Consider the following 22,603-nt stretch of genomic DNA (forward strand, 5'->3'; position numbering starts at 1 on the left):
CGGCTGGAGCGCTTCATCGGCGTGATTTATCGGCCGGAAACCGAACTGCGCAGCCATTACGCGGCTGCCTCTCTTTCCCAGCAGTTTGACGCCTTCGTCTGGTTTGACGAAACCGTCGCGGTGACGCCGCTTGGGCCGGAGCATATGGGAGCGGGCGTTCCCGACACTTATCCGTTCGGGCTTTAATGCATGTCGCGCAAAAGTGTGCAGCGGGTTTTGCGACAACGACATGCATAAAAACAAAAACCTAAAGCGCGTCGCATGAATCCGTTCAAATGCGACGCGCTTTAGCCGCCTCTCGGACAAGGCCGCGAAAGTCGTCAGCTGCGTCATGCGGCTGCACAGGCTCTGGCCATGCCTTCTAAAGTAAGAGACCGTTTGATAACGCGCCAGTGTTGTTCTGCGCCGTCAGCGTAGGGCGGTGCTGGCCATTCTCGCGAGCAACGCGACCAATTCCGCCTGCCGATGGGTGTGGGTTTTGGCGAAGGTGACCTTCAGCTGGTTCCTAGCGGTTTCGTAGGAGATCCCCAAGTGATCCGCGGCCGTTTTCAACTCCTCGCCCGATGAAACCCGGCGTGCCAGTCTCGCCTCGGCGGGGGTCAGCCCGAAGCAGGTCCGCAGGGCAACGTCAGGCGGTTGGGGATAGATGTCCGGATCGATAAAGACGACGACAACCTGACAGGACGCGAAGGCATTCGACGTAATTCCCGGGAGACGCAATGGGTAAGCCAGCAGTGGCCTGCCTTGGAGGCGAGGCAACGGGATAGGACTCGACATTGCTGGCGGGTTAGGATTCCGCAGCAGCCCGTGCAATGCCCGCCTGAGGGTATCCGTGGCGTTCCTGTCGGCACAAGCCAAATGGCGGCCTGTCACCCGAAGGTCTCGACCGAACAGTCTCTCTGCAGGCTCGTTCACCAGGATCACGGCGGCGTTCCGGTCAAGCATCACTGCAGGCGTGCCGCTTGCGGTGAATGCACCCATCGCGCCTTCGGCACGCGCGAAGCTCAGCATTCTCGCGAACGCGACCGCGGAACCCAACTGTTTCGAGAAGTCTGCGAGAAGCTGGATCTCGGATGGCGAAAAGGGTCCTTGTTGGATCGACCGCTGGATGGACAGGCACCACAGGTCATCCCCCGCCGCAGCCTTCACGCCTGCAAACCACCGCAAACCGTGAGGGGCTAGAAATTCTTGATAGTATGGGCGCCTGGCAATCTCCTCAGGTGTCAGAGCGTCAAGATCGCTGACGACCCCGCGCCTTACCATGAGAGGACCTAGGTCGTACCGATCGTCGCGATCAATCCAGCCATCCCCAACATATGCCTCGATCGACGGACCCATTGCGCGACTGCGCGGTATGCCGGGCAGGTGGCTCTTCATGTCGAAGAGCATTGCTCCGAAGCTTCCCGTGGCTTTGGCAGCTACATCCATTGCTGAGTCCCAGCGTGCCGGATCGGCCGCTGCTTCGGCTATGGCATTGCCTACTGCGTCGAGGTCGAAAGCTGCGCCCATCCCCATCCCGCTACCGAGAAGAAATCCTACCCTATATTAGCGAACTGGAAAGTCGAGTCGTCCCTGGCCGAGGGAGCCTACCTAATCAGTATGACTAGTGCTCGTCTGACCCAAATTTCAGCAAGCGCTGCCATCCTTGGGCATATGGCGCGTTCGTTTGCAGAAATTCCTGGTGCATGCGCCGAACAGCCCATCGCTCCCTGCTCGATCAGCGCCGCACAGTGCACTTCTTCTTCATTTGCAAGGACCTCAACGGATTCATACTCTCTTCAAGTGACGCAGGACACCCCGTCCTGCTGGAACTGGCCGTATTGCGCCGACTGCGTCAGCCGATGCCCGGGCTATCAGGGCGGCAGCTATGAGGGATGCGTGAGGCGATGCCAGGTCAACCTGGAGAACGATGTCGGTCAATCTCTGCCATAAGAGTTGAGGTCTCGCTTTGCTGTGAGAATCCCACTGGAACCCATCGGGTTCCATGCTGCCAGCGCCAGACAAATGGGCGTCGCCAGCGGCGGGCTTGACGTAGGTGCGATAGCTTCGCACTCGCCCAACTTTGCTGATGATAAAGCCATATGTTGGTCGAGAAATGCTGGGGCGATGGCCAAACTTCCTTGTTCTGGCCACCACGATAACCCGTTTGGGTCATGCGCGGTTTCGGGCCAGAAGGTAAGTGTTTTGTTGTGCCAAAATCGGGTGACGGATTAGCTCATCATTCGGAATCTGAGTTGGAATTCGACGGGTCCGTTTTGAAACGTGTGCCTGCTTCTCGGCTAAAAGAGGGGCGGATGGTGGCAATCGAATGCAAGGCGTCCACTCCGAGCCTAAGGTTTTAGACCTGGTCTCGTAGCGTCACTTACTCACCCGACCTCCTCCGCGAGCAGAGAGGGAGGAGGGAAAACCTAGGAGGAACAGGCCATGCGCAGCAAACTAGCAGTTACTATCCTCGCATTAATGATCAGCCCCCTCGCGGCCACGACACCCGTCGCAGCCAAGACGATCGGCGCGGTGGTATGGGACACTTGCAGAGGGCCAATGTCCAACAAGTACGACAGAATCCGGTACCCGAAAGTGTTCGTCGGCGGGTATCGGCATAGCGACGGCGAGGCATATTGTTTCTGGCGGCACAACAAAGGCCTCAAATACACAATGAAGAACGCCCGTTCCATGATCACCAACACTCTGAACGATTGCTACAGAGCCGGTTATGACCTGTGCCAAGTAGTCGCCCTAAACGGTTCCCTTACCGAGAACGGGCTCCGAATCCGCAACTTATCTGTAGCAGACGCCAGGTATTCACGGCAACAAAGGCAGCAACAAACGGCAGGCAACGTGGACGCGTTCTTGAACGCCTTCGTCGGAGGGCTCGGCGCGGCTGGCGCTTTCGTACCATCGCCGCCACGCGAAACTTACCGCCCAGCGCCACGGTACAACAAACAAGCTGATGATTACATCCGTCAGAACAACAACCAACTTCTCGGCGGGGGCAGGGTCTGCAGCGCCGCGCAACGGGCGAGAGGTTGGTCAGAGGAACGTTGCGCAGTCAACTAGACTAGGGGCTCAAACCCAATCAGAGGCTTAGAGGCTTGAGGCGGAGCAGCTTTCCTGATTCACGTATGGTGTGGATCACGGGAGGTGGCGCATGGCGCTGTTCTGGTTGTCGGATGAGGCGTGGGCGGCGATCGAGAGCAGCTTTCCTGATTCACGTATGGTGTGGATCACGGGAGGTGGCGCATGGCGCTGTTCTGGTTGTCGGATGAGGCGTGGGCGGCGATCGAGCCGCATTACCGAGGACCATCCGGCGCCAGGCGCGTCGACGACTGTCCCGCCACTGAAGCCGATCATCTAAACGTGCTTGCATGTCGGTTCTTCTGGCATGGCATCGTGACATGCGAGCCTTGCCGTTTGCTTAGAACTTCTTGCTACGATACGACCTCTCTAGAAAGAACTCAATCTTGGCGTTTTGCGCCGCTGTTACTTCCCCGACTGCTCGAATATTCACCCGGTTGGTCGAAAAGGACGCAGCGCCGCTGCGATGCGGTGAACGAGAAAGCCGCACATTGGTTCAGGTCCCAGCACTCGCTCCCGCATTCGTCTCGGCTCTGTGCTGACAGGACACGGAAGCCATCCCCCGGGAAAGCCTTGTTATTGAAGTATTCGAAATACATGTTGGCTCCCGAAGATGTCGGAGTGGTTAGGCTGGAAAGGACGCCGCTGGTGGCGCGCGCGTTCGCTAGAAGCTGGCCAGTTGCCCCCTTGAGGAAGCACTTCCTGTTCCACGCATCGAAAGTGTAGGCGCGACACCAGGCGTCAGCACTTCGGCTTCCGGCGCTCGCCTTGATCAGATCCTCAACATGAACCACGAGCTGGTGCGGCTGGCGCAGGCGATCGACTGGCCGGTGCTGGAGGCGCGCTTCGGTGCGGTCTATTCGGACGGTCCCGGCATGCCGCCGCTGCCGACCCGGCTGATGGCGGGGCTCGCCATCCTCAAGCACACCTTCAACCTGTCGGACGAGGCGCTGTGCGCACGCTGGATCGAGAAACCCGTATTTCCAGTATCTGTGCGGCGAGGAGTTCTTCCGCCACGACCTGCCGTTCGACCGCTCGTCGATGACGCGCTGGCGCAGCCGCATGGGCGAGGAGCGGATCATGGTGCTGCTACAGGAAAGCCTCAGCATTGCAGTCGAGCACTTAGGGTATCCCGTTCATCTTTTCGCCGAACGGGTCCTTGACCGAAGGCCTGAGCGAGCGCTTATTCTGGTGTGGTGCGGAAGATGACATCCTCCGGCAAACGGCAGCCGATGCGACCGCACCAAAGCTGTGTTCGTATCGATAGGTAAAAGCTCACCGGGATGCAAAATCGCTCCCTCAATCCCGCGCACTCTGGAATCCCCACCATTACAATACCAACGACTTCGCCTGGATGTGCAGGCGAGCCCGTGAGCCGGCAACTGTAAGGACTAGCATGGATGCCAGCCTTGATGCATTTGTCGCCGCCTTTGGTTCTCCGGCGCAACGGAATGACGTAGGGATCAGCCCCTGATCGCTCAGTCGTCGCAGAGGCCCGAGCATATAGGTGCGCAGCTTACCCTATCACGCAGCGAACATCCCTTTTCATTGACGGCACACTCGTCAAACGACCCCTTGTTTCTGCAGCCAGGCGGATAGGGACCGTACCCGTCTCCGGGATCATAGCCGCCTTGCGCCAGAAGCCAGCCTTCCCTATCAGCAGCGGTCCATTGTGACTGGACTGGAATTTTGGATAGGTTGCCGCCATGGAACCACGCGTCGGCAGTGCAAGCCGTCGTGCTTCCAAATATTGCGGCCGCGATGGCCGCAGCGGCAGCTAGAACCTTTGCTATCGATGACATTCTATCAACCCCGTCTCAACGATACCTGCATATCCACAATACCGATGCCGAGGACAGCTGACATGACCCAAGTGGGCTATGTCGTGCAAGAGCCCCGAATTGCGTAGCAATGGGCAGCATTTGGTACTTCCTGCTCGGTCGAGCAGTTCGCAGCCATCGGATAAGCTTGTCGTCGTCCGGGAGCATAACGTTCCTGGGCTGAACGGCGTGTCACAGCATAGTGCCATAATCGGCTCCCCCTCACCCGCTCAGAGCTGCGAATTTGCTGATCCCGAATCTCAGCCGCTGATCTCAGGGCAGGTTTGCGGCTGGTCAGGTGCTTCCAGCACCTTGAACCGTTCCGTCACCATAAGCGGGGCGTGGTTTGGCAGCATTCCCCTCTCGCTGTTACCCAAATGGGTCATGCAGGATCATTATTAACCGCTTATTGTCTTCAACTGTGGGGGGCGCTGGCAATTTTTTAATCTTCGCCGCCGGCAGCTTTGCCACCACCATCGCGATAAGCTACGGCGCGACGAGTTCGCCGCGCACTCTCATCAAGCGCGACGACGATCTTCGCGATCGGCTTCTGGAGCGTCGGCTGGAGCGCTTCATCGGCGTGATTTATCGGCCGGAAACCGAACTGCGCAGCCATTACGCGGCTGCCTCTCTTTCCCAGCAGTTTGACGCCTTCGTCTGGTTTGACGAAACCGTCGCGGTGACGCCGCTTGGGCCGGAGCATATGGGAGCGGGCGTTCCCGACACCTATCCGTTCGGGCTTTAGCCCCTCTCGGACAATGCCGCATAAAGGTGAGTTTCGGCGGAACATTCATCGCGCCCTGCTGTTTTCTACAACAGGACCCTTTTCGAAGGAGTTGTGCCATGAGCGGAACCAAACATCCAAAGTGGAAAAAGCCGAGCGATGCCGATTTGAGGAACAATCCCGGTATCGGGACCTCCAAGGGCACGATCAAGGAAGGCGACGAACTCTTACTCGAAGGCGAAAACACGATCGAAGGCGATGTCGAGAACGACACCAACGCCCTTGGCGGGATCAATCCAAGGCAAAAGATGCGGACGAACAAGTAGCGTCGCTGTGTGTTTACGAAGCAAGGGTCAGGGAGGAGTCGCGGCGCGGAGGGGATGTGAAGCAAGCTTCGGGGAGTATCCATGACCGATCCTGATCCTGATCCGAACAATCCCGTGCCGATACCGGATAATCCGAATCCTGAGCCTGCCCGGCCGCCTGCTCCGCCGGAAACTCCGCCGGATGAGCCTCCGGGCGTTCCTCCGCCTTCGCCCGATCCCGTTCCCAGCCCGCAAAGGCAGCCCGTCGAAATTCCTCCCGAGACACCATCCGAGATTCCGACGAAACCGACCTTCCCGGGTCCGACGGCCAGAGCATCGGACCCAAGAGTGGAAACCCGGCTGTAGAACGACGCCGTCGCCGGCCATCCAGGTTCTGGTTATTCCCCGATTTGGCTGGTCGAACGTTCGTTGAGCGTCCCGCCCGTTTGCGCATCGATCGCCGCCAGGCTGACCTCATAGCCCCACAGGGTGCGGATATGGCGGAGGGTGGCGTCGCGACTGGCCTCCTCCAGCATGATGCCGTTCTTCACCTTGTGCTCCAGCCGCAATTGTCGGTCACCGAGCAGATCAACATCTACCACTTGGATATCCGGCCGGCTCGCACCGATGTCGTAGCTCTGGGCGAGCCCGGCGCGTATCTTTTCGTAGCCACGCTCATTGTGGATCGACGCGACTTCGTAATGCGGTTCGCTAGCGGCATCGGCGAGGATAAAGAACCGCCATTTCCGCATCAGGGCGGGGCTCAGATACTGGCGGATGAATGATTCGTCGCGATGGTTCGCCCACGCGTCGAGCAGGGTTTCGCGCCAATTGCCGTTGCCGGCGATATCGGGGAACCAGTCACGATCCTCGGCGGTCGGCTCAGTCGATATGCGCTGAATGTCCTGCATCATGTCGAGGCCCAAGGCATAAGGATTGATACCGGAAAAACGCGGATCGTCGAAGCCCGGCTGAAAGATCACGTTCGAATGGTTGCGCAGGATTTCCAGCATCGCGCCTTCATTGATCAGGCCGCGATCGAACAGCATGTTCATGAGTGTGTAGTGCACGAAAGTGGCGCAGCCTTCGTTCATTACCTGCGTTTGCCGCTGCGGATAGAAGTATTGCGCGACGACGCGGACTATCCTGATGATTTCACGCTGCCAAGGTTCCAGGACCAGGCTGTTTTTTTCCAGGAAGTAGAGCAGGTTCTCCTCGGGCAGGTTGAGCGTTTTCTTCCGCTCTGCGATGCCGGTGTCCGTTTCGTTGGCCTTGGTCCCGTCCTTCGACGGCGGGAGCGTGCGCCACAGATCGTTGTAGGAACGCTCTTCGTACTCCAGGCGCTCACGAACGCCTTCTCGCTGCCGCTCCGACGAGAGCTTCGGCGGTCGGCGGTATCTGAACACGCCCTGTTCCATCAGCGCATGGGCAGCATCGAGGATGGCCTCCACCGCGGCGACGCCATGCCGCTCCTCGCAACGGGCAATGTAACCCTTGGCGAAGTCCAGATAGCCCAGGATAGCGCTGGCATCCGTCCATTGCCGGAACAGATGATTGTTCTTGAAAAAATGATTGTGGCCAAGCGCTGCATGAGCTGTCACCAGGGCCTGCAGGGCCATGGTGTTTTCCTCCATCAGGTAGACGATGCAAGGATTGGAATTGATCACCAGTTCATAGGCGAGCCCCCGCCCGCCTTTGCGATAGAGCAATTCCTGGTAGAGAAAATGCTTGCCGAAGGACCAGTGGCGATACATCAGCGGCATGCCGACCGAGGAATAGGCGTCGAGCATCTGCTGGGACGAGATGATCTCCATCTGCACCGGATAGGCGTCGAGGTGAAGCTCTTCGATCGCGAGCGCCTCGATCGCCTGGTAGGCGCGCGACAGTGTCTTGAAATCCCAGTCAGACCCTGAAAAGAGCAATCCTGATTTGCTGGTTTGGCCTGATTTGCTGGTTTGGCCGGATTTGCCGGTCTGGTTCGCCATCGGCTCCCCTCAAGCGCTTTTTTGGAAGACCGGCTGCCTGGCAAAGAGCTGGCGAAAGACCGGATAGATGTCGGATGCGTTGGCGATACGGCTCATCTGGAAATTCGGCCATCTCTGGTTGACAGCGCTGTAGGCGCGCCACAGCGAGGTTCCATTGTCGGTGCTGCCGAAAATATGGCTCTCACGTTCGTCGATGATCTCGACATAGGCGAAATACTGGCACAGGCGCATGATCTGGCCGTCCATCAGGCCGATGCAGCGCTCGGAATCGGTTACGAAATTGTCGCCGTCCGATGCCTGGGCGGCATAGATGTTCCACTCGTTGCTGGGATAGCGTTGCTCGATAATACGGCGCATCTCCTCGAGTGCCGTGGAAACGACCGTACCGCCGCTTTGCGTGTTGTAGAAGAAGGTTTCCTCGTCCACCTCCTGCGCCTCGTGCGTATGGCGGATGAAGACGATTTCGGTGCGGTCGTAGCGCCGTTTCAGGAACAGGTGCAGCAGCACGAAGAAGCGCTTGGCTAGATCCTTCTCGCGTTCGCCCATCGAGCCGGATACGTCCATGAGACAGAACATGACCGCATTGGCATTCGGCACGGGCTGGGCGTCAAAACGGTTGAAGCGGATGTCGACGGGATCGACATAGGCGATCCGCTTACGGCGGCGCTCAAGTCGCTCAAGCTCTTCCCGCAACGCTGCGATGCGTTGGCGTACCGGCCCCGCGCTCTGGGGCTCTGCCTCCAGGATTGCGAGTTGCTCCGCAATCGCATCAAGCTCCTCCTGCTTCGGGCGCCTGAGCGCAATCCGGCGACCATGGCTGTTTCGCATGGTGCGCCCGACATTGATGTTGGTCGGCGAACCGGTCGCGGCGAACCCTGCGCGGCGCGGCTTGAAGGCAAGTATCTCCTTGAGGTTGAGCTTGACCATGTCGGGAAGTTCGAGATCCTCGAAGAAAAGGTCGAGCACCTCCTCGCGCGAGAGCACGAAACGAAAATCGTCCTCCGAGACCGTTTTCCCGGGAGACGAACCGCCGCCGCCCTGACCGGGCTTGGGAACCCGGTCGCCCGGGGCGAAATGCTTATTGCCCGGCAGGATGTGCTGCCGCTTGCCGCTGTCTTTCGCATCGCTGAAGCTCGGCTCGGCTGTGCCCCTCGCCGGCATCGAGACGGCATGCTCGCTGTCGACATCAGCGATCTTGCCGGTACGAATCCGATCCCGGATGCTTCGCTTCAGTTCTTCGCGCGCACGCTTCAGGAAGCGCTGGCGGTTGCCCAGGCTCTTGTCCTTCGGGTTCAGTCGGCGATCGACAAAGATCGGCATGGAACCATCCCGGCCGGACTCAGCCCGCCTTGTTCACCCGCATGTACCAGTCCACCAGCCGGCGGACCTGACGTTCGGTGTAACCGCGTCCGACCATCCGATGCACGAACTCAGTATGCCGTTTCTCCGTTACGCTGTCCTGCTTGGAGCCGAAGCTGATCACCGGGAGCAGATCCTCGACTTGGCCGAACATCCGCTTCTCGATGACTTCGCGCAGCTTTTCATAGCTTGTCCATGAGGGGTTGCGGCCATTGTTCCTCGCCCGGGCGCGCAACGCGAACTTCACGACCTCATTGCGGAAGTCCTTGGGATTGGCAATGCCGGCCGGCTTTTCGACTTGCGACAGTTCGTTGTCCAGTACCTCGCGATTGAGGATCTGGCCTGTATCGGGGTCTTTGTAGTCCTGATCCTCGATCCAAGCATCGGCGTAGGCGATGTAGCGGTCGAACAGGTTCTGACCGTATTCGCTGTAGGACTCCAGATAGGCCTTCTGAATCTCATGGCCGATGAACTCGGCGTAACGCGTCGCCAGTTCCGACTTTATGAAGTCGAGATAGGCGGCCTCCGTTTCCTTCGGGAACTGCTCGCGCTTGATAGCCTCCTCCAGAATGTACATCAGATGCACAGGATCGGCGGCCACTTCCTTGGTGTCGTAGTTGAATGTCTGCGACAGGATCTTGAAAGCAAAGCGCGTGCTGACGCCGGTCATGCCCTCGTCGACACCGGCGGCATCGCGGTATTCCTGAACCGACTTCGCCTTGGGATCTATGTCCTTGAGGTTCTCGCCGTCATAAACGCGCATCTTCGTGTAAAGCGGCGAATTGTCGTGCTCGGCCAGACGGGTCGAGACGGTGAACCGGCTGAGAATGTCCAGCACCTCCGGTGCACAGGGACTGGAAGCCAACTCGCTTTCGCGCAGCAGCTTTTCGTAGATCTGCCTTTCTTCGGTGACCTGCAGGCAGTACGGCACCTTGACCACCAGGATGCGGTCGAGGAACGCCTCGTTGTTCTTGTTGTTCTTAAACTGCAGCCATTCCGACTCGTTGGAATGGGCTACGACGATGCCCTGATAAGGAAAAGATCCGAAGTTCTCCGTACCGTTATAGCTGCCTTCCTGGGTAGCGGTCAGCAACGGATGGAGGACTTTGATCGGCGCCTTGAACATCTCGACGAACTCGAGCAACCCTTGCGTGGTCCGGTTCAGGCCGCCGCTGTAGGAATAGGCGTCCGGATCGGATTGGCTGAAATTCTCGAGTTGTCGTATATCGACCTTGCCGACCAGGGCCGAAACGTCCTGGTTGTTCTCATCGCCCGGCTCGGTCTTGGCGATGCCGATCTGGCGCAGCCGCGAAGGCATCAGCTTCACGACGCTGAACTTGGAGATGTCGCCGGACAGTTCATCGAGGCGCTTGGCCGCCCACGGCGAGATCAGGCCGTTCAGCCGGCGCCGCGCGATGCCGTATTTGTCCTCCAAAAGGTCGCCCATGCGGTCAGGATTGAAAAGCCCGAGCGGCGATTCGAAAACCGGGCTGATCTGGCCGCCCACCTTCAGCGTATAGATCGGACGCTGCTCCATCAGCTTCTTCAGCCGTTCGGCGAGCGAGGACTTACCGCCGCCGACAGGGCCAAGCAGATAGAGGATCTGCTTGCGTTCCTCGAGCCCTTGAGAGGCATAGCGGAAATAGCCGGCTATGCGCTCGATCGTGTCCTCCATGCCATAAAACTCGGAGAAGGTGGGATAGACCTTGATTGTCCTGTTGGCGAAAATGCGGCCGAGCCGCTCATCCATGCTGGTGTCGATCAGGGTAGGCTCGCCGATCGCCTCGACCATCCGTTCGGGCGCCGAGGCATACATCGATTTATCCTCGCGGCAGGCAAGGAGATATTGCTGGATGCTTATCTCCTCCTGCGCCGCATTCGTGTAAATCTCCGAAAACAGATCGAAGACGTCGGACTGGTTCTCGCGCATGGTATCCTCGCCCCGGCCGGTCTGGTTGCTCTCGCCCTTCATTCAACTATCGGAAAGCCTTTGTGGTTCCCTATCATCACGTAGTGCGTCTGCGCCCGGATGTTAGGGGTCGAGACAGATATAGTGGACGCCTGAAAGCCAGCCAGCGAATGGCTCGCACAATGGAACGTTTCCGAGGGATATCCATTCTCCCATCAGCGCGTGCCGAGTGCAACAGCCCGTCGCGAACAAGCTGTTTTTCTGGAGGAATGAACCAGGCCGCCTGCTCTCAGCAGTTCAGTTGGCGGCGCACAGGTCATTCGGTGAGAGATCTACACTGCACTGTCCACCCCTGAACCGGAAGGGAGCAACCGTTTCGCTCCTTCTGGCAACGAGGGAAAGGAGATGTTCCATGTTCGAGAACAGTATGTGGTTGATCGTCGTTGCTGGCGGCCCGCTACTGCTAGCAATCGTGATCGCTTACGCACTCCTCACGTGGCGCCGTCGGGGGCCTGCAGAGCGCAGAGAAAGCGATCGGGCCACTGAGCGACTGTATCGCGAGGAAAAGGACCGGCCGGGCCGAGGCAGCTGAGAACCATATCGAGAACTCAGACTTTTGTCTTGCTGCTGCTAAACTCCAACACTTCGGGCCAAAGCGCCTGGATCTGCTTCGGCAACGCGTCTCGCACCTTGACCAACTGGCCGAAGTCGACATGCCTGGCGAGACCTTTGAACACGGATCTCGTCGCATCCTCGGGATTCACGGGCCGAGTGGATTTCATCTCCTCGGCCACCCGCTGCAGGAAGTCCTCCAATGAACGGCTGCTGGTCGGCAGATCACGCGGCCGATACCGATCATAGTAGGCTCCACGCACGAGAAGCGGCAGCGCCGTCCCCAAATTGGCAGCCAGTTCGATCTGCAGCAAATCCCGCAAGGTGCGTCAAACAGCTCCCAGCCTATGCCAGGCAACGCGCCTATCGGGCCCGTAATCGGCCATGATCTCGTCCAGCCAGATGTTTGTCGTCTGCAGGGTTTTTGTCAAAAACTTCCAAGCCGGTTGCGCCCATCGTCGCCTGCTTTGGCATGACAATCCCAAGGCTCGCCCCCAACATTCGCCCTAACGCCAACTATGACGGGCAAACGGGGATCGAACGCAATTGTTTCGTCACTCGTTGAAAAATTGCCCAAATAGCCACGGCGAATGCAGCTAGTTCGAAAGCTCAGTTGCCCGGAACCTTCCGCCCCTCTCGCCGGTTTACGGCGGAGGGGTTGGAAATGGGTCAATATTTCAGCCTGTCCGCTGCGTCATTATCGCTGGCGAGCGGCTTTGCCGGCGCCCGGTCGGTACTTGAGCCCGCGGGAGCGGAAGCGCAGCAGACAGCCATACTGTTTTGGATAATGCTAAGTGGCGGCGCCGTCATCTGGCTGGGCGTGGTCGGCGTGCTTCTTCATTCAGCCCTATTCAACCGCAGCAGGCTGGCCGAAAAGTCTGCCAGCAGGATCATCCTTTGGGGCGGCGTGGTCTTCCCATCGGTCACGCTTTGTGTCCTGCTCGCCTATGCACTGTGGCTGATGCCTGGCCTTCGGCCCTTCGCCCAGGCGGGCGCCGCCGGCCTGCGGATTGAAATCACCGGCAGGCAGTTCTGGTGGGAAGTTGTCTACCGCCCAGCTCAGGGACCGCCGGTCGCGTCCGCCAACGAGGTCAGGCTGCCGGTCGGCGAGCGCGTCGAATTCACCCTGAAAAGCGCCGATGTGATCCATTCCTTCTGGATCCCACCGCTCGGCGGCAAGATGGACATGATCCCCGGTCGCACCAACAGGCATTCGCTTATGGCTACGAAACCCGGCATCTTCCGCGGGCCCTGTGCGGAATATTGCGGCACGTCTCACGCGCTGATGGCGTTCTCGGCCGTGGCGATGGAGCCCGAAGCATTCCGGTCCTGGCTCGCCGCCCAGGCCATTCCCGCGGAAGGCGCCGGCGCGAGCGGCGGCGCGCTGTTTCTGCGCCATGGCTGCGGGTCCTGCCATTTCGTCGCGGGCACCGATGCGCGCGGCCTGATCGGCCCGGATCTTTCGCATCTCGGTTCCCGCGCCACCGTCGGAGCCGGCATCCTGCCCAACACCGAAGACGCCGTCGCCCGCTTCATCGCCCGGTCCGAACTAATCAAGCCCGGCTCCAGGATGCCGGCCTTCGACATGTTGCCGCCGGACGACATTCGCGCCATCGCCGCCTGGCTGAGAGGCCTGCAATGAGCGCTGCGATCAAGAAGCGCTCGCCGGAGGAATACAAGGCGCAGGAGGAGCGGCTGCGCGCCGTCTGGGCCAATCCGGCCGGCTGGCGCTACTGGACCTCGGTGAACAATTTCCAGATCGGCCTCTGGTACGGCTCGGCGGCTTTCGCCTTCATGCTGTTCGCCGGCGCGCTCGCGCTGCTGATGCGCCTGCAGCTCGCCGTGCCCGACAACGACTTCCTGTCGGCCGACTTCTTCAACCAGGCTTTCACCCTGCACGGTACGGTGATGATGTTCCTGTTCGCGGTGCCGATCTTCGAGGCAGTCGCGATCTTCCTCCTTCCGCCGATGCTGGGCGCGCGCGAGATGCCGTTTCCGCGCCTGGGGGCGTTCAGTTTTTGGAGCTTTTTCCTTGGCGGTATCTTCGTCTGCGGCTCCATCTTCTTCAGCGCGGCGCCGTCGGCAGGCTGGTTCATGTATCCGCCGCTCGCCACCGACAAGGAGTTCTCCGGCATCGGCGCCGACATCTGGCTGCTCGGCCTTTCCTTCATCGAAGTCGCCTCGATCGCGGCCGCCGTCGAGCTCATCGTCGGCATCATGAAATGCCGCGCGCCGGGCATGCGCATCAACCTGATGCCGCTCTTCGCCTGGTACCTGTTGATCGTTGCTGGAATGATCCTGTTCGCCTTCCCGCCGCTGATCGCCGGCGACCTCCTGTTCGAGATGGAACGGATGTTCGATTGGCCGTTCTTCGACGCAGCGCGCGGCGGCGACCCGCTGCTGTGGCAGCATCTGTTCTGGATATTCGGCCATCCGGAAGTCTACATCATCTTCCTACCGGCTATCGCGCTGATGGCGATGATCGTGCCGACTTTTTCCCAGCGTCCAATCGTCGGTTATTCCTGGATCGTGCTCGCGGCAGTGGGAACGGGATTCCTTTCTTTCGGCCTGTGGGTACACCACATGTTTGCGACAGGCCTGCCGCAGATCTCCCTGGCCTTCTTCTCGGCGGCCTCCGAGGCGGTGGCGATCCCGACGGGCGTGCAGATCTTCGTCTTTATCGCCACCATGCTGGCCGGCCGGGTGATCTTCTCGACTCCGATGCTGTTCGGCACCGGAGGACTTGCCATCTTCGTCATTGGCGGACTGACGGGCGTGATGGTGGCGCTCGCACCCTTCGACTGGCAGGCGCACGACACGTACTTTGTCGTCGCGCACCTCCATTATGTGCTGATCGGCGGCATGCTTTTCCCGGTCGTGGCCGGGCTCTACTACTATTACCCGCTGATCGACGCGAAGAAGCTCTCCGACCGTCTGGGACGGCTCGCCTTCTGGCTGATGTTCTGCGGCTTCAACATCGGCTTCTTCCCCATGCATCTGAGCGGCCTGCGCGGCATGCCCCGGCGTGTCTTCACCTATCCGGCCGAAATCGGCTGGGATTGGCTGAACCTGATCTCGACGGCCGGAGCCTTCATTTTCGCCGCGGGCGTGCTGGTGGTTGTCTTCGACGTGCTCAGGCCGAAGCACCGGGAGCCGCGCGACGAACTCAACCCGTGGAATGCTGGCACCCTGGAATGGATTTCCGAGCCGGAGGAGGACTGGGGCGTCCGCTCGATACCCATCGTGCGCAGCCGCTATCCCCTCTGGGACCAGAAGGATCTTGCGCGCGAGGTCAATGAAGGCCGCTGTTACCTGCCCGACGCGGAAGAGGGACGGCGCGAGGGACTAGTCACCTCCGTGCTCGACGCCGACCCCATCCAGGTGCTGCGCGTCGGCGGCAGTTCCCATGTCACCATCGTCTCGGCCCTTTCGCTCGGAGCCGCCTTCATCGCGCTTACCTTCCACTGGTGGATCGCGACGGCGATGGCCGCAATCACCTGCTTTTGCGCCGTCATCTACTGGCTCTGGACGGGCACTGGCGAAATCCCCGACAAGCCGGAAAAGGATGTCGGCCTGGGCCTCAGCCTGCCGCTTTATGCCTCCGGCCCCGATTCGGTCGGCTGGTGGGCGATGTTCATCACCATGGTGGGCGACGGCACCGCCTTCGCCAGCCTCGTCTTCGGCTATTTCTTTTACTGGACGATCCATGCCGACTTCACCGCGGGGATTGCCGGGCCTGATGCGATCTGGTCGCTGCTGGCTGCCGTCCTGTTCGCTGCAGCGTGGGGCCTGATGGTGGCGGCCCGCATGTTCAACAGGCGCGGCGCCACGGCCACTGTGCGCGGCTTGCTGGTTGCGTGCCTGCTGACCACCGTTGCCGCGTCCGCCGCAGGCTTGGCCGCGCCGTGGTCTCCCGGCATGGACCCAACGCGCCACGTCTATCCTGCGATCGTGTGGATCCTCGTGATCTGGGTGCTCGCTCATGCCGCGCTCGGCACGGTAATGCAGGCCTATTGCCTGGCCCGCTCTTTGGCCGGCCGACTGACGCCGAAGCATGACATGGATCTAAGCAACGTGGTGCTCTACTGGCATTTTCTGCTGGTCTCCGCCGTCATCACCTTCGCCATCATTGGCCTCTTTCCGGCAGCGATGTGAGGCGGCGATGCGGCTCATCCCGAAAGAGATTGAAACGCTCTGGACGCTGTTTACCGCGCCCGTGGTGTGGGCTGCGCATTTCCTCGTTTGCTACATCGGCGCGGCGGTCTATTGCGCTAAGCCGGAACTTATCGGGCTGAGTTTCAGCGCTGTGCGCGCGGGCATCGCCGCCGCCACTCTGATCGCCCTCTCGCTCATCGCGCTATCCGCATGGCTCGCCTGGCGGCAATGGGGCTTCGGCACAGACGATCCGCCGCACGACGATCCGACGAGACGCGACCGGACCCTGTTCCAGGGCTTTGCGACGCTGCTGCTCTCGGGTCTCAGCTTCATCGCCGTGATCTTCACCGCGATGCCCGCATTATTCCTGACGGGGTGTATCCGGTGAGACGCGCCTGCCTCATCCTCGGTCTCCTCGTCCTCGCCCTGGTCTGGGTCGGACCGCTGCTCGATGCCTGGCGGGATTCGTTTTCGGCGCACATGCTGGCGCATATGGGAGTGGTAGCGATCGCTGCGCCGCTGATGGCGATTGGCATCCCGCTCCGCCCGAAACCAGATGCAAACCGGGCGTTCACCCTCGCCCTCCCCGCCTCCCTCGTCGAGCTTATCATTGTCTGGTCCTGGCACGCGCCGGCCTTGCGGACGCTGGCGCAAAGCTCGCTGTTTGCGACCGCCATCGAGCAGGCCATGTTCCTCGCCGCCGGGCTGTTCCTGTGGCTGACCTGCCTGCCGCGCCGCGGTTCGGACATCACAGGCAATGCCGCCGGCGCCTTCGCCTTGCTTCTGACGTCCATCCATATGACCTTGCTCGGGGCGCTGCTGGCGCTGACCCCGAGGCCGCTTTACGGGACGGGCGAGATAAGCTGCTTCGGCGTCGCGCTTTCCGCGCAGCAGGATCAGGAACTTGGCGGCGTAATCATGCTTTTGGTCGGCGCGGCGGTCTATCTGGCCGGCGGCGTCACGCTTTTCGCGCGCTTGCTCGCCGCCCCGCCGCGGAAGGCGGTCTGATGCATATCAGTTGGAAGAAGCTCGCCATCGCGCTTGCCATTCTGCCCTTCGTCGTGGTGCTGGCCGCCTGGATCGGCTTTTTCAATGTCGGTGCGTCAAGCGGCCACTGGAAGATCACGGAATGGTTTCTCCAATTCGCCATGCGATCGGCTGTGCGCACCTATGCGCTGGCGGTCGACGTTCCAGAAGCTCTGCCGCGTCATGCGATCCAGCCGGCCGCCGGACATTTCGCGCGCGGCTGCGCCATCTGTCACGGCGCGCCGGGCGAGCCGCGATCTCCTGTCGTCATGAGAATGCTGCCGCAGCCGCCTGACCTTGCTGGGGCCGTCGGCGAATGGTCCGACGCGGAACTTTTTCGCATCGTCAAACACGGCGTGCGCTTCACCGGCATGCCGGCCTGGCCGACGCAGGAACGCGACGACGAGGTCTGGGCGATGGTAGCCTTCCTGCGCGAACTGCCGTGGATGGACGAAGCCACCTACCGTGACCTCGCCTATGGAGCAACGCTTGCGCCTCCTGAAGGCGCTGCCGCAACCCTACGGCAGGCGCTCGCGGATTGCGGCCGCTGCCACGGTGGGGACGGTCTCGGGCGCGGTCCTGCGATCCCCGTTCTCGCCGGGCAGAGCGAGGCCTATCTCCTAGAAAGCCTGCGTGCCTATGCCGAGGAAGGTCGGGCAAGCGGCTTGATGAGCCTGCCCGCCATTGCGGCAGGGCCTCAATCCTGGCCGGATCTGGCCAAGCATTTCGCCGCCCTGCCGACGAGGCACCCCGGGGGCGAGGGCGATCCAGCACTTGTCCGGCGCGGCAGGGAAATCGCCGAGAGGGGTATCAAGGAGGCCGGCGTGCCAGTCTGTCTCGGCTGTCACGGACGACAGGACCGCAGCCCGCTCTATCCCTCCATCGCCGGCCAGCCCGAGCGCTATATCGAGGCGCAGCTTGGGCTGTTCAGGGCGGGAAAGCGGGGTGGAACGCGCTTCGGCCATCTCATGGCCAATGCCGCGAAGGGTCTCACGGACGACGACGTCCGCGCGCTTGCGGCCTACTTCGCCCTATCCGCCGCTCCATCCGCAACCGGAACGCGATAAGCGCGTTTGCGTTCTTTCACATTTTCGAGGTTCTGGTGAAAAAGTTGCTTGCCGCCCTTCTCATGCTGATCGTTCTTTTCGTCGTCGCCGGCGGAGCGGTCTTCTTCCTGTCGCGCGAAGAGGCGACGGTTCCGATCGCGGAGACCTATGGCCCCAACCCGACCCTGCCGGAGCCGAATCCGACTTGGCTGCCGACCGTCCATGTCGCCAAGGCCGCGCCATGGCCGCAGGGCACGAAGCCGACGGCGGCCCAGGGATTTGCAGTAAACGAGTTTGCCGGCGGGCTCGACCATCCGCGCTGGCTATACGTGCTGCCAAACGGCGACGTGCTGGTGGCCGAGAGCAATGCCCCGCCCAAGCCGGACGAGGGCTTCAGAATACGCAGCATACGCAGCTTCTTCATAGAGAGCTTACGCAGCATACGCCGCTTCTTCACAAACCTCTTCCAGAGCCAGGCCGGCGCGCAAACGTCTAGCGCCAATCGCATCTCGTTGCTGCGCGATCAGGATGGCGACGGGGTGGCGGAAACCAAAACGGCCTTCCTCACCGGGCTGTTCTCGCCATTCGGCATGACGCTACTTAACGGCAAGCTCTACGTCGCCAACGCCAATGCAATTGTGGCCTTTCCCTACCAGGAGGGTGCGACCGAGATCACCGCACCGGCGGAGAAGATCGTCGACCTGCCTGCGGGGAGGAACCACCACTGGACCAAGGACATGACCGCCTCGCAGGACGGCACGAAGCTCTATGCGACGGTCGGATCCAATTCCAATGTCGGCGAGAACGGCTTGGGGGAAGAGGAGAACCGCGCGGCAGTGCTGGAGATCGATCTCGCTTCGAAGCAGTCGCGTCTCTTCGCCTCCGGGCTGCGCAATCCGAACGGCCTGTCCTGGAATCCGGAAAGCGGCGAACTCTGGGTCGCCGTCAACGAGCGCGACGAGATCGGCAGCGACCTCGTGCCGGACTACATGACTTCGGTGAAGGATGGCGGCTTCTACGGCTGGCCTTACAGCTACTACGGCCAGCATGTCGATAATCGCGTCAAGCCGCAGCGGCCCGACCTCGTCGCCCAGGCGATCAAGCCGGACTATGCGCTCGGGGCGCACACGGCTTCATTGGGACTGACCTTCAACACGGGCGACCTGTTCGGTCCTCAATACAGGAATGGCGCGTTCGTCGGCCAGCATGGCTCGTGGAATCGCAAGCCGCGCAGCGGCTACAAGGTGATTTTCGTGCCGTTTACCGGCGGCAAGCCGTCAGGCCCGCCTCAGGACATCCTCACCGGCTTCCTGAGCGAGGACGACAAGGCCTTTGGCCGTCCTGTGGGAGTGGCGATAGACCGTCGCGGCGCCCTGCTGGTGGCGGATGATGTCGGCAACAAGGTCTGGCGGGTCGTTCCATCTCAGACGCAATCGGCACTTTGAGCGGTTCGTGCTACCGGCGACCCGACGAGGGAAGCGATACGACACCACTTGCCATTGCCTGTCGGACACGGTGTTCCGGGCGCCGATCAAGCCGAAAATCAAGCTGTCGGCACCAGTCCGCGCCCGCGTACATGCCGGACCCTCTGGCGCATACGATCGGCAAGAGAAGCGAGCGAGCCTTGCGCCGTGCGCGTCCCAAGAACGGATTGCAGGACAACGCCCTGCGTTGCGAATTTGTGCTTGAACGACTCTGCGCCGCACAGGAAATCGACTGTGCGCAAGCCGTGATCGATCGACCACCGTATGTAGTCCATCATCAGGATCATGCCGGGCGACGCCTGGCTGAAATCCGGATCGAAAGTGGTCACGAAGGCCATCATGGTGTGGTGCTGGACGAAGTTGATGGAGACTGCGACCATCGCGCCATTGCATTCAAGTACGAAAATGTGCAGCACGCCGGCGCGCGCCAGCGCCTCGACGAGTGCGGCGAGTACTGGCGCTCCCTCTTCGAAAAGTTGGGATTCACGCTTGCGCTCCACCAGCCATCTGCGCTTCAGGGCAGAGAGGCGGTCCAGTACCGGCTGCAGCGGCTCGTCTGGCGCAAGCAGGCGAAATTTCATTTTCCCGGCTTCTTCCAGCGTCTTGACGCCGCGCCGATAGTTCTGCCGCGTCTTTTTCGATTGCTCCGCGAACCACGCGGCTCCGCTCTCCCATTGTCCGGCGACGCGATAGCTGACTTCCTCTCTGTGATTGGGGCGAAGCCTGATCCCGCCAGAGGTATCCGGAGTGAAAATTCTGCGGACCGCCGCACCCGGCAATAGATGATTGAGAAAGGCAATATCGAAGCCACCGGCTTCACAGATCCGGGCCCATACGTCCTGCAGCGCCGATGAGGAGCATTCCGGAGCAACGAGAATATCCCCGTAATCGGTATAGCTGCCGGCCGCCCATTCGAGAAACCGCAGGCCTTTGCGCTTGCCGATCGCCATGGGAAAGACGGCAACGAGCCTGTCACCATTCCAGACCAACCCGATCCGCAGCGCGCGCTGGTCACGGTCCGCTACGGTACTCCACCATGCCGAAATCCAGGCATGGCTCTGAAAGATCAGCCCATCAGTGCGATGCCAAAGATGCATCCAATCGGCTTCGATCGCAGCCAGGCGATCCGCCGAGCGGACAACTTCCAAGCGCTCTGCGCTCGAAGCGTCAATCGAAACAATGGTGTTCATGAAGGGGAACGATCCTGTGGCTGTGCGATGACATCGAGACGCCTCTGGAACAGTCTGGCGACATGCCCTCCCATCTTCTTGAGCGGCAGGATGTAAAGCCCAAAGAGCGATTGATAGTCGCGCACATCGCGATCTATCAGGCCAAATTTGAGGTCTTCATCCGGATCCGGGACAAACTGCGTCCCGAACAGGCGATCCCAGAACGAAAACAGCAGGCCAAAATTCTTGTCGTAGTGGCGAGGGTCGATGCTGTGGTGCACCTGGTGCCAGTGCGGACACAAGATGATGTTGTTCAACCGGCCGAAGGAAATCTTGAAATGGGTATGGCGAACAAAGTCCATCATCAGGATGTTGCGAATGACATAGACGTTGATGCCGAAGATAACGATCTCTACAGGATCGAGCGCGATCAGGCTCCAGATGCCGAAGCATATCCCCGGGATGACACCGTCCCAGATACGGTTCATCAGATCGTCCAGCGGATGAACCCGATCCTTGGTGATTCCCACCATCACCTCGGCCGAATGATGCACTTTGTGCAATTCCCATAGGAACGGGAAGTGGTGTTGGGCGACATGGTAAAGATAGTACGAAATGTCGTAGGCGATCAGCATGGTTGCGGTGAAGATGACGATCGTCACCGGTCCGGCCGGGCCGTCGATGAGCGGCGCCTGGATATCAAGGAGCCAGCCGATTGCCTGGTGCGTCCCATAGCCCACGGCGGCAACGAAGGTGACGCCGGCAGGGATGAGCAGGAAAGGCATTATCGCCCGTTTAGTGACCCAAAATAGGACATCCGCTCGCGCCGACGGATGCAGGATGACTTCCGCCGGGAAAGCGAAATCGAAAAAGTCCCTGAGGGACTTGTGCTCGACAGTTCGCCAGTAAGCGACCACCGCGCTCCCCAGTGCCGTGAGAAATAGGAGGCCGAGCGTCACCAGATTGACGTTCGAAAGCTTTTCCACAATCACTCTGGCGAATTCAGAAAACATCGGTGCAGTGGCTCCTGGGCCGTAAAATGGCTACCGGCGAATTAAGAAGCAAAGAACTTGCCAAACCCACTGCATGTTGCCCGCAACCAGGTGGCTATTGCGGCTGCAACGAGCAAAAGCATGCCGGATTTGCGCCAGATTAGCAGTTCAACCGTAACAAAACGCTAAATGTCGGAACGTAATTAATCTCGAATACGGCCGGAACAGCGGATGGCCCGCTCTGCTGCTGCGCCGGCCGCTATCGTTGCGACGGTGGGATTGCCGCGAGGTGGATCTTAATTCCGTCTTCGCCCACTTCGCCGTGCCAGGCGATGCGTTCGGCTGGCTGCCTGGCGCCAAAACGCGGTGAAACCCAGCCGCCCTGCCCCGGTGCGTCGCCGCCGGCGCGGATGTTGACCGCAGCGTCCGGAAACCGAATGGTCATCAGCGGCTCGTCGCCGCGCAGCACTATGATCGTGCTTCCGTCTCGGTTGGTGCCGAGGCCGGCTGCGAGTTGAAAGACGACCTCGGCCACGCGCCTGCCGCCGAGCAGTTGGTCGGTCACGACGATCCCGTCGGCCTGGTGCGCCACGGTGCGCTGATGCACGACACCGAAGCGGCTTCTATACCCGTCATGCCGGGCGCGCAGCTTCCAGTGCGTTCCCGGCTCGCTCTCCACCAATGCCGCAACCGCCTTGTGCGACCAGTTGAACATCCCGGCGATGATGCTTTGGCTTTTGCCCTCGATATTCAGCGTGTTATGCGCCGGTGTCGAGCGGAACCAATCGCGCCAGACGCCCCCCGAACCGTAGAGCCAGGTGCCGGGGTCGACCAGCACCGGCTCGCCATCGATGCACAAGGTGAGCGACAGCGCGTCGGCATGGCCGTGAGCCGCTATCGAGAGATAGCCGAGCGGGCCGTGGTCGAAGGTCAGATCGATGC

17 protein-coding genes and 3 pseudogenes are annotated in these 22,603 nt (G+C 60.6%); 11 read left to right on the plus strand and 9 right to left on the minus strand.

The features are described 5' to 3' along the window. The coding region (locus EOA85_RS03900) for an erythromycin esterase family protein (RefSeq protein WP_164759476.1) at nt 1-186 on the plus strand (186 nt) is incomplete at its 5' end. A 222-nt stretch (nt 187-408) separates the two neighbouring features. Here the strand turns inward: EOA85_RS03900 and EOA85_RS03905 are convergent. Beyond that, nucleotides 409-1,509, minus strand: coding sequence for a helix-turn-helix transcriptional regulator (locus EOA85_RS03905; RefSeq protein WP_245485602.1), 1,101 nt, complete (start codon nt 1,507-1,509; stop codon nt 409-411). Between the two features lie 915 nt (nt 1,510-2,424). On the opposite strand from EOA85_RS03905, the gene EOA85_RS03910 reads away from it, so the two are divergent. Further along, nucleotides 2,425-3,057, plus strand: a complete 633-nt coding sequence (locus EOA85_RS03910) for a hypothetical protein (protein ID WP_127208446.1) — start codon at nt 2,425-2,427, stop codon at nt 3,055-3,057. A gap of 398 nt (nt 3,058-3,455) precedes the next feature. Here EOA85_RS03910 and EOA85_RS38635 read toward each other — a convergent pair whose 3' ends face one another. After that, nucleotides 3,456-3,674, minus strand: a complete 219-nt coding sequence (locus EOA85_RS38635) for a PAN domain-containing protein (RefSeq protein ID WP_245485603.1) — start codon at nt 3,672-3,674, stop codon at nt 3,456-3,458. 114 nt (nt 3,675-3,788) lie between these two features. On the opposite strand from EOA85_RS38635, the pseudogene EOA85_RS03920 reads away from it, so the two are divergent. The 3 genes and pseudogenes from EOA85_RS03920 to EOA85_RS03930 all read left to right on the plus strand — a co-directional run. Continuing rightward, nucleotides 3,789-4,194 (plus strand): annotated as a pseudogene (locus tag EOA85_RS03920) (transposase); the annotation flags it as partial. A gap of 1,206 nt (nt 4,195-5,400) precedes the next feature. Continuing rightward, nucleotides 5,401-5,640: pseudogene (locus EOA85_RS03925) on the plus strand (erythromycin esterase family protein); the annotation flags it as partial. A 98-nt stretch (nt 5,641-5,738) separates the two neighbouring features. Further along, complete coding sequence (locus EOA85_RS03930; protein WP_029350518.1) at nt 5,739-5,945, plus strand: hypothetical protein; 207 nt, start codon at nt 5,739-5,741, stop codon at nt 5,943-5,945. A gap of 377 nt (nt 5,946-6,322) precedes the next feature. Here EOA85_RS03930 and EOA85_RS03935 read toward each other — a convergent pair whose 3' ends face one another. The 4 genes and pseudogenes from EOA85_RS03935 to EOA85_RS03955 form a co-directional block, all read right to left on the minus strand. Continuing rightward, on the minus strand, nt 6,323-7,909 hold the full coding sequence (locus EOA85_RS03935) for a SpoVR family protein (RefSeq protein WP_127208447.1): 1,587 nt from the start codon (nt 7,907-7,909) through the stop codon (nt 6,323-6,325). Between the two features lie 9 nt (nt 7,910-7,918). Beyond that, nucleotides 7,919-9,229 carry a YeaH/YhbH family protein gene (locus tag EOA85_RS03940; RefSeq protein WP_029350513.1) on the minus strand — a complete coding sequence of 437 codons (1,311 nt, stop codon included), beginning with the start codon at nt 9,227-9,229 and terminating at the stop codon, nt 7,919-7,921. Nucleotides 9,230-9,248: 19 nt separating this feature from the next. Beyond that, nucleotides 9,249-11,198 (minus strand): PrkA family serine protein kinase, encoded by a 1,950-nt coding sequence (locus EOA85_RS03945; RefSeq protein ID WP_029350511.1) that lies wholly within the window; start codon nt 11,196-11,198, stop codon nt 9,249-9,251. A gap of 587 nt (nt 11,199-11,785) precedes the next feature. Continuing rightward, nucleotides 11,786-12,245: pseudogene (locus tag EOA85_RS03955) on the minus strand (DUF2267 domain-containing protein). A gap of 208 nt (nt 12,246-12,453) precedes the next feature. Between EOA85_RS03955 and coxB the strand changes: the two are divergent. The 6 genes from coxB (at nt 12,454) to EOA85_RS03980 (ending at nt 19,461) form a co-directional block, all read left to right on the plus strand. Next, the gene (gene coxB / locus EOA85_RS03960) at nt 12,454-13,431 is read left to right on the plus strand and encodes a cytochrome c oxidase subunit II (RefSeq protein ID WP_127208448.1); all 978 of its coding nucleotides are present in this window, start codon (nt 12,454-12,456) and stop codon (nt 13,429-13,431) included. After that, a complete protein-coding gene (gene ctaD, locus EOA85_RS03965) occupies nt 13,428-15,944 on the plus strand; it encodes a cytochrome c oxidase subunit I (RefSeq protein WP_127208449.1) in 2,517 nt (838 codons plus the stop codon). The genes coxB and ctaD overlap by 4 nt, the downstream gene beginning before the upstream one ends. 7 nt (nt 15,945-15,951) lie before the next feature. Continuing rightward, the gene (locus EOA85_RS37275; RefSeq protein ID WP_065009325.1) at nt 15,952-16,332 is read left to right on the plus strand and encodes a hypothetical protein; all 381 of its coding nucleotides are present in this window, start codon (nt 15,952-15,954) and stop codon (nt 16,330-16,332) included. Next, nucleotides 16,329-16,952 carry a cytochrome c oxidase assembly protein gene (locus EOA85_RS03970; protein ID WP_164759477.1) on the plus strand — a complete coding sequence of 208 codons (624 nt, stop codon included), beginning with the start codon at nt 16,329-16,331 and terminating at the stop codon, nt 16,950-16,952. Before EOA85_RS37275 ends, EOA85_RS03970 begins: the two co-directional genes overlap by 4 nt. Beyond that, the gene (locus tag EOA85_RS03975; protein WP_164759478.1) at nt 16,952-18,037 is read left to right on the plus strand and encodes a c-type cytochrome; all 1,086 of its coding nucleotides are present in this window, start codon (nt 16,952-16,954) and stop codon (nt 18,035-18,037) included. Before EOA85_RS03970 ends, EOA85_RS03975 begins: the two co-directional genes overlap by 1 nt. Nucleotides 18,038-18,099: 62 nt before the next feature. Next, nucleotides 18,100-19,461 carry a sorbosone dehydrogenase family protein gene (locus tag EOA85_RS03980; protein WP_127208456.1) on the plus strand — a complete coding sequence of 454 codons (1,362 nt, stop codon included), beginning with the start codon at nt 18,100-18,102 and terminating at the stop codon, nt 19,459-19,461. A gap of 98 nt (nt 19,462-19,559) precedes the next feature. Here EOA85_RS03980 and EOA85_RS03985 read toward each other — a convergent pair whose 3' ends face one another. The 3 genes from EOA85_RS03985 to EOA85_RS03995 all read right to left on the minus strand — a co-directional run. After that, nucleotides 19,560-20,690 carry a GNAT family N-acetyltransferase gene (locus EOA85_RS03985; protein WP_127208451.1) on the minus strand — a complete coding sequence of 377 codons (1,131 nt, stop codon included), beginning with the start codon at nt 20,688-20,690 and terminating at the stop codon, nt 19,560-19,562. Beyond that, a complete protein-coding gene (locus EOA85_RS03990; protein WP_127208452.1) occupies nt 20,687-21,682 on the minus strand; it encodes a sterol desaturase family protein in 996 nt (331 codons plus the stop codon). The genes EOA85_RS03985 and EOA85_RS03990 overlap by 4 nt, the downstream gene beginning before the upstream one ends. Before the next feature lie 238 nt (nt 21,683-21,920). Next, a partial coding sequence (locus tag EOA85_RS03995; RefSeq protein WP_206523235.1) for a heparinase II/III-family protein occupies nt 21,921-22,603 on the minus strand: 683 nt, incomplete at its 5' end.

Source organism: Mesorhizobium sp. M5C.F.Ca.IN.020.29.1.1 (assembly GCF_003997375.1).
Taxonomy (GTDB): Bacteria; Pseudomonadota; Alphaproteobacteria; order Rhizobiales; family Rhizobiaceae; genus Mesorhizobium; species Mesorhizobium wenxiniae.

Bases quoted from the DNA above. Each gene is read 5' to 3' on its own strand.
- EOA85_RS03905 (WP_245485602.1), bottom strand. From the start codon at position 1,509: ATGGGCGCAGCTTTCGACCTCGACGCAGTAGGCAATGCCATAGCCGAA.
- EOA85_RS03910 (WP_127208446.1), top strand. From the start codon at position 2,425: ATGCGCAGCAAACTAGCAGTTACTATCCTCGCATTAATGATCAGCCCC.
- EOA85_RS38635 (WP_245485603.1), bottom strand. From the start codon at position 3,674: ATGTATTTCGAATACTTCAATAACAAGGCTTTCCCGGGGGATGGCTTC.
- EOA85_RS03930 (WP_029350518.1), top strand. From the start codon at position 5,739: ATGAGCGGAACCAAACATCCAAAGTGGAAAAAGCCGAGCGATGCCGAT.
- EOA85_RS03935 (WP_127208447.1), bottom strand. From the start codon at position 7,909: ATGGCGAACCAGACCGGCAAATCCGGCCAAACCAGCAAATCAGGCCAA.
- EOA85_RS03940 (WP_029350513.1), bottom strand. From the start codon at position 9,229: ATGCCGATCTTTGTCGATCGCCGACTGAACCCGAAGGACAAGAGCCTG.
- EOA85_RS03945 (WP_029350511.1), bottom strand. From the start codon at position 11,198: ATGCGCGAGAACCAGTCCGACGTCTTCGATCTGTTTTCGGAGATTTAC.
- coxB (WP_127208448.1), top strand. From the start codon at position 12,454: ATGGGTCAATATTTCAGCCTGTCCGCTGCGTCATTATCGCTGGCGAGC.
- ctaD (WP_127208449.1), top strand. From the start codon at position 13,428: ATGAGCGCTGCGATCAAGAAGCGCTCGCCGGAGGAATACAAGGCGCAG.
- EOA85_RS37275 (WP_065009325.1), top strand. From the start codon at position 15,952: ATGCGGCTCATCCCGAAAGAGATTGAAACGCTCTGGACGCTGTTTACC.
- EOA85_RS03975 (WP_164759478.1), top strand. From the start codon at position 16,952: ATGCATATCAGTTGGAAGAAGCTCGCCATCGCGCTTGCCATTCTGCCC.
- EOA85_RS03980 (WP_127208456.1), top strand. From the start codon at position 18,100: ATGCTGATCGTTCTTTTCGTCGTCGCCGGCGGAGCGGTCTTCTTCCTG.
- EOA85_RS03985 (WP_127208451.1), bottom strand. From the start codon at position 20,690: ATGAACACCATTGTTTCGATTGACGCTTCGAGCGCAGAGCGCTTGGAA.
- EOA85_RS03990 (WP_127208452.1), bottom strand. From the start codon at position 21,682: ATGTTTTCTGAATTCGCCAGAGTGATTGTGGAAAAGCTTTCGAACGTC.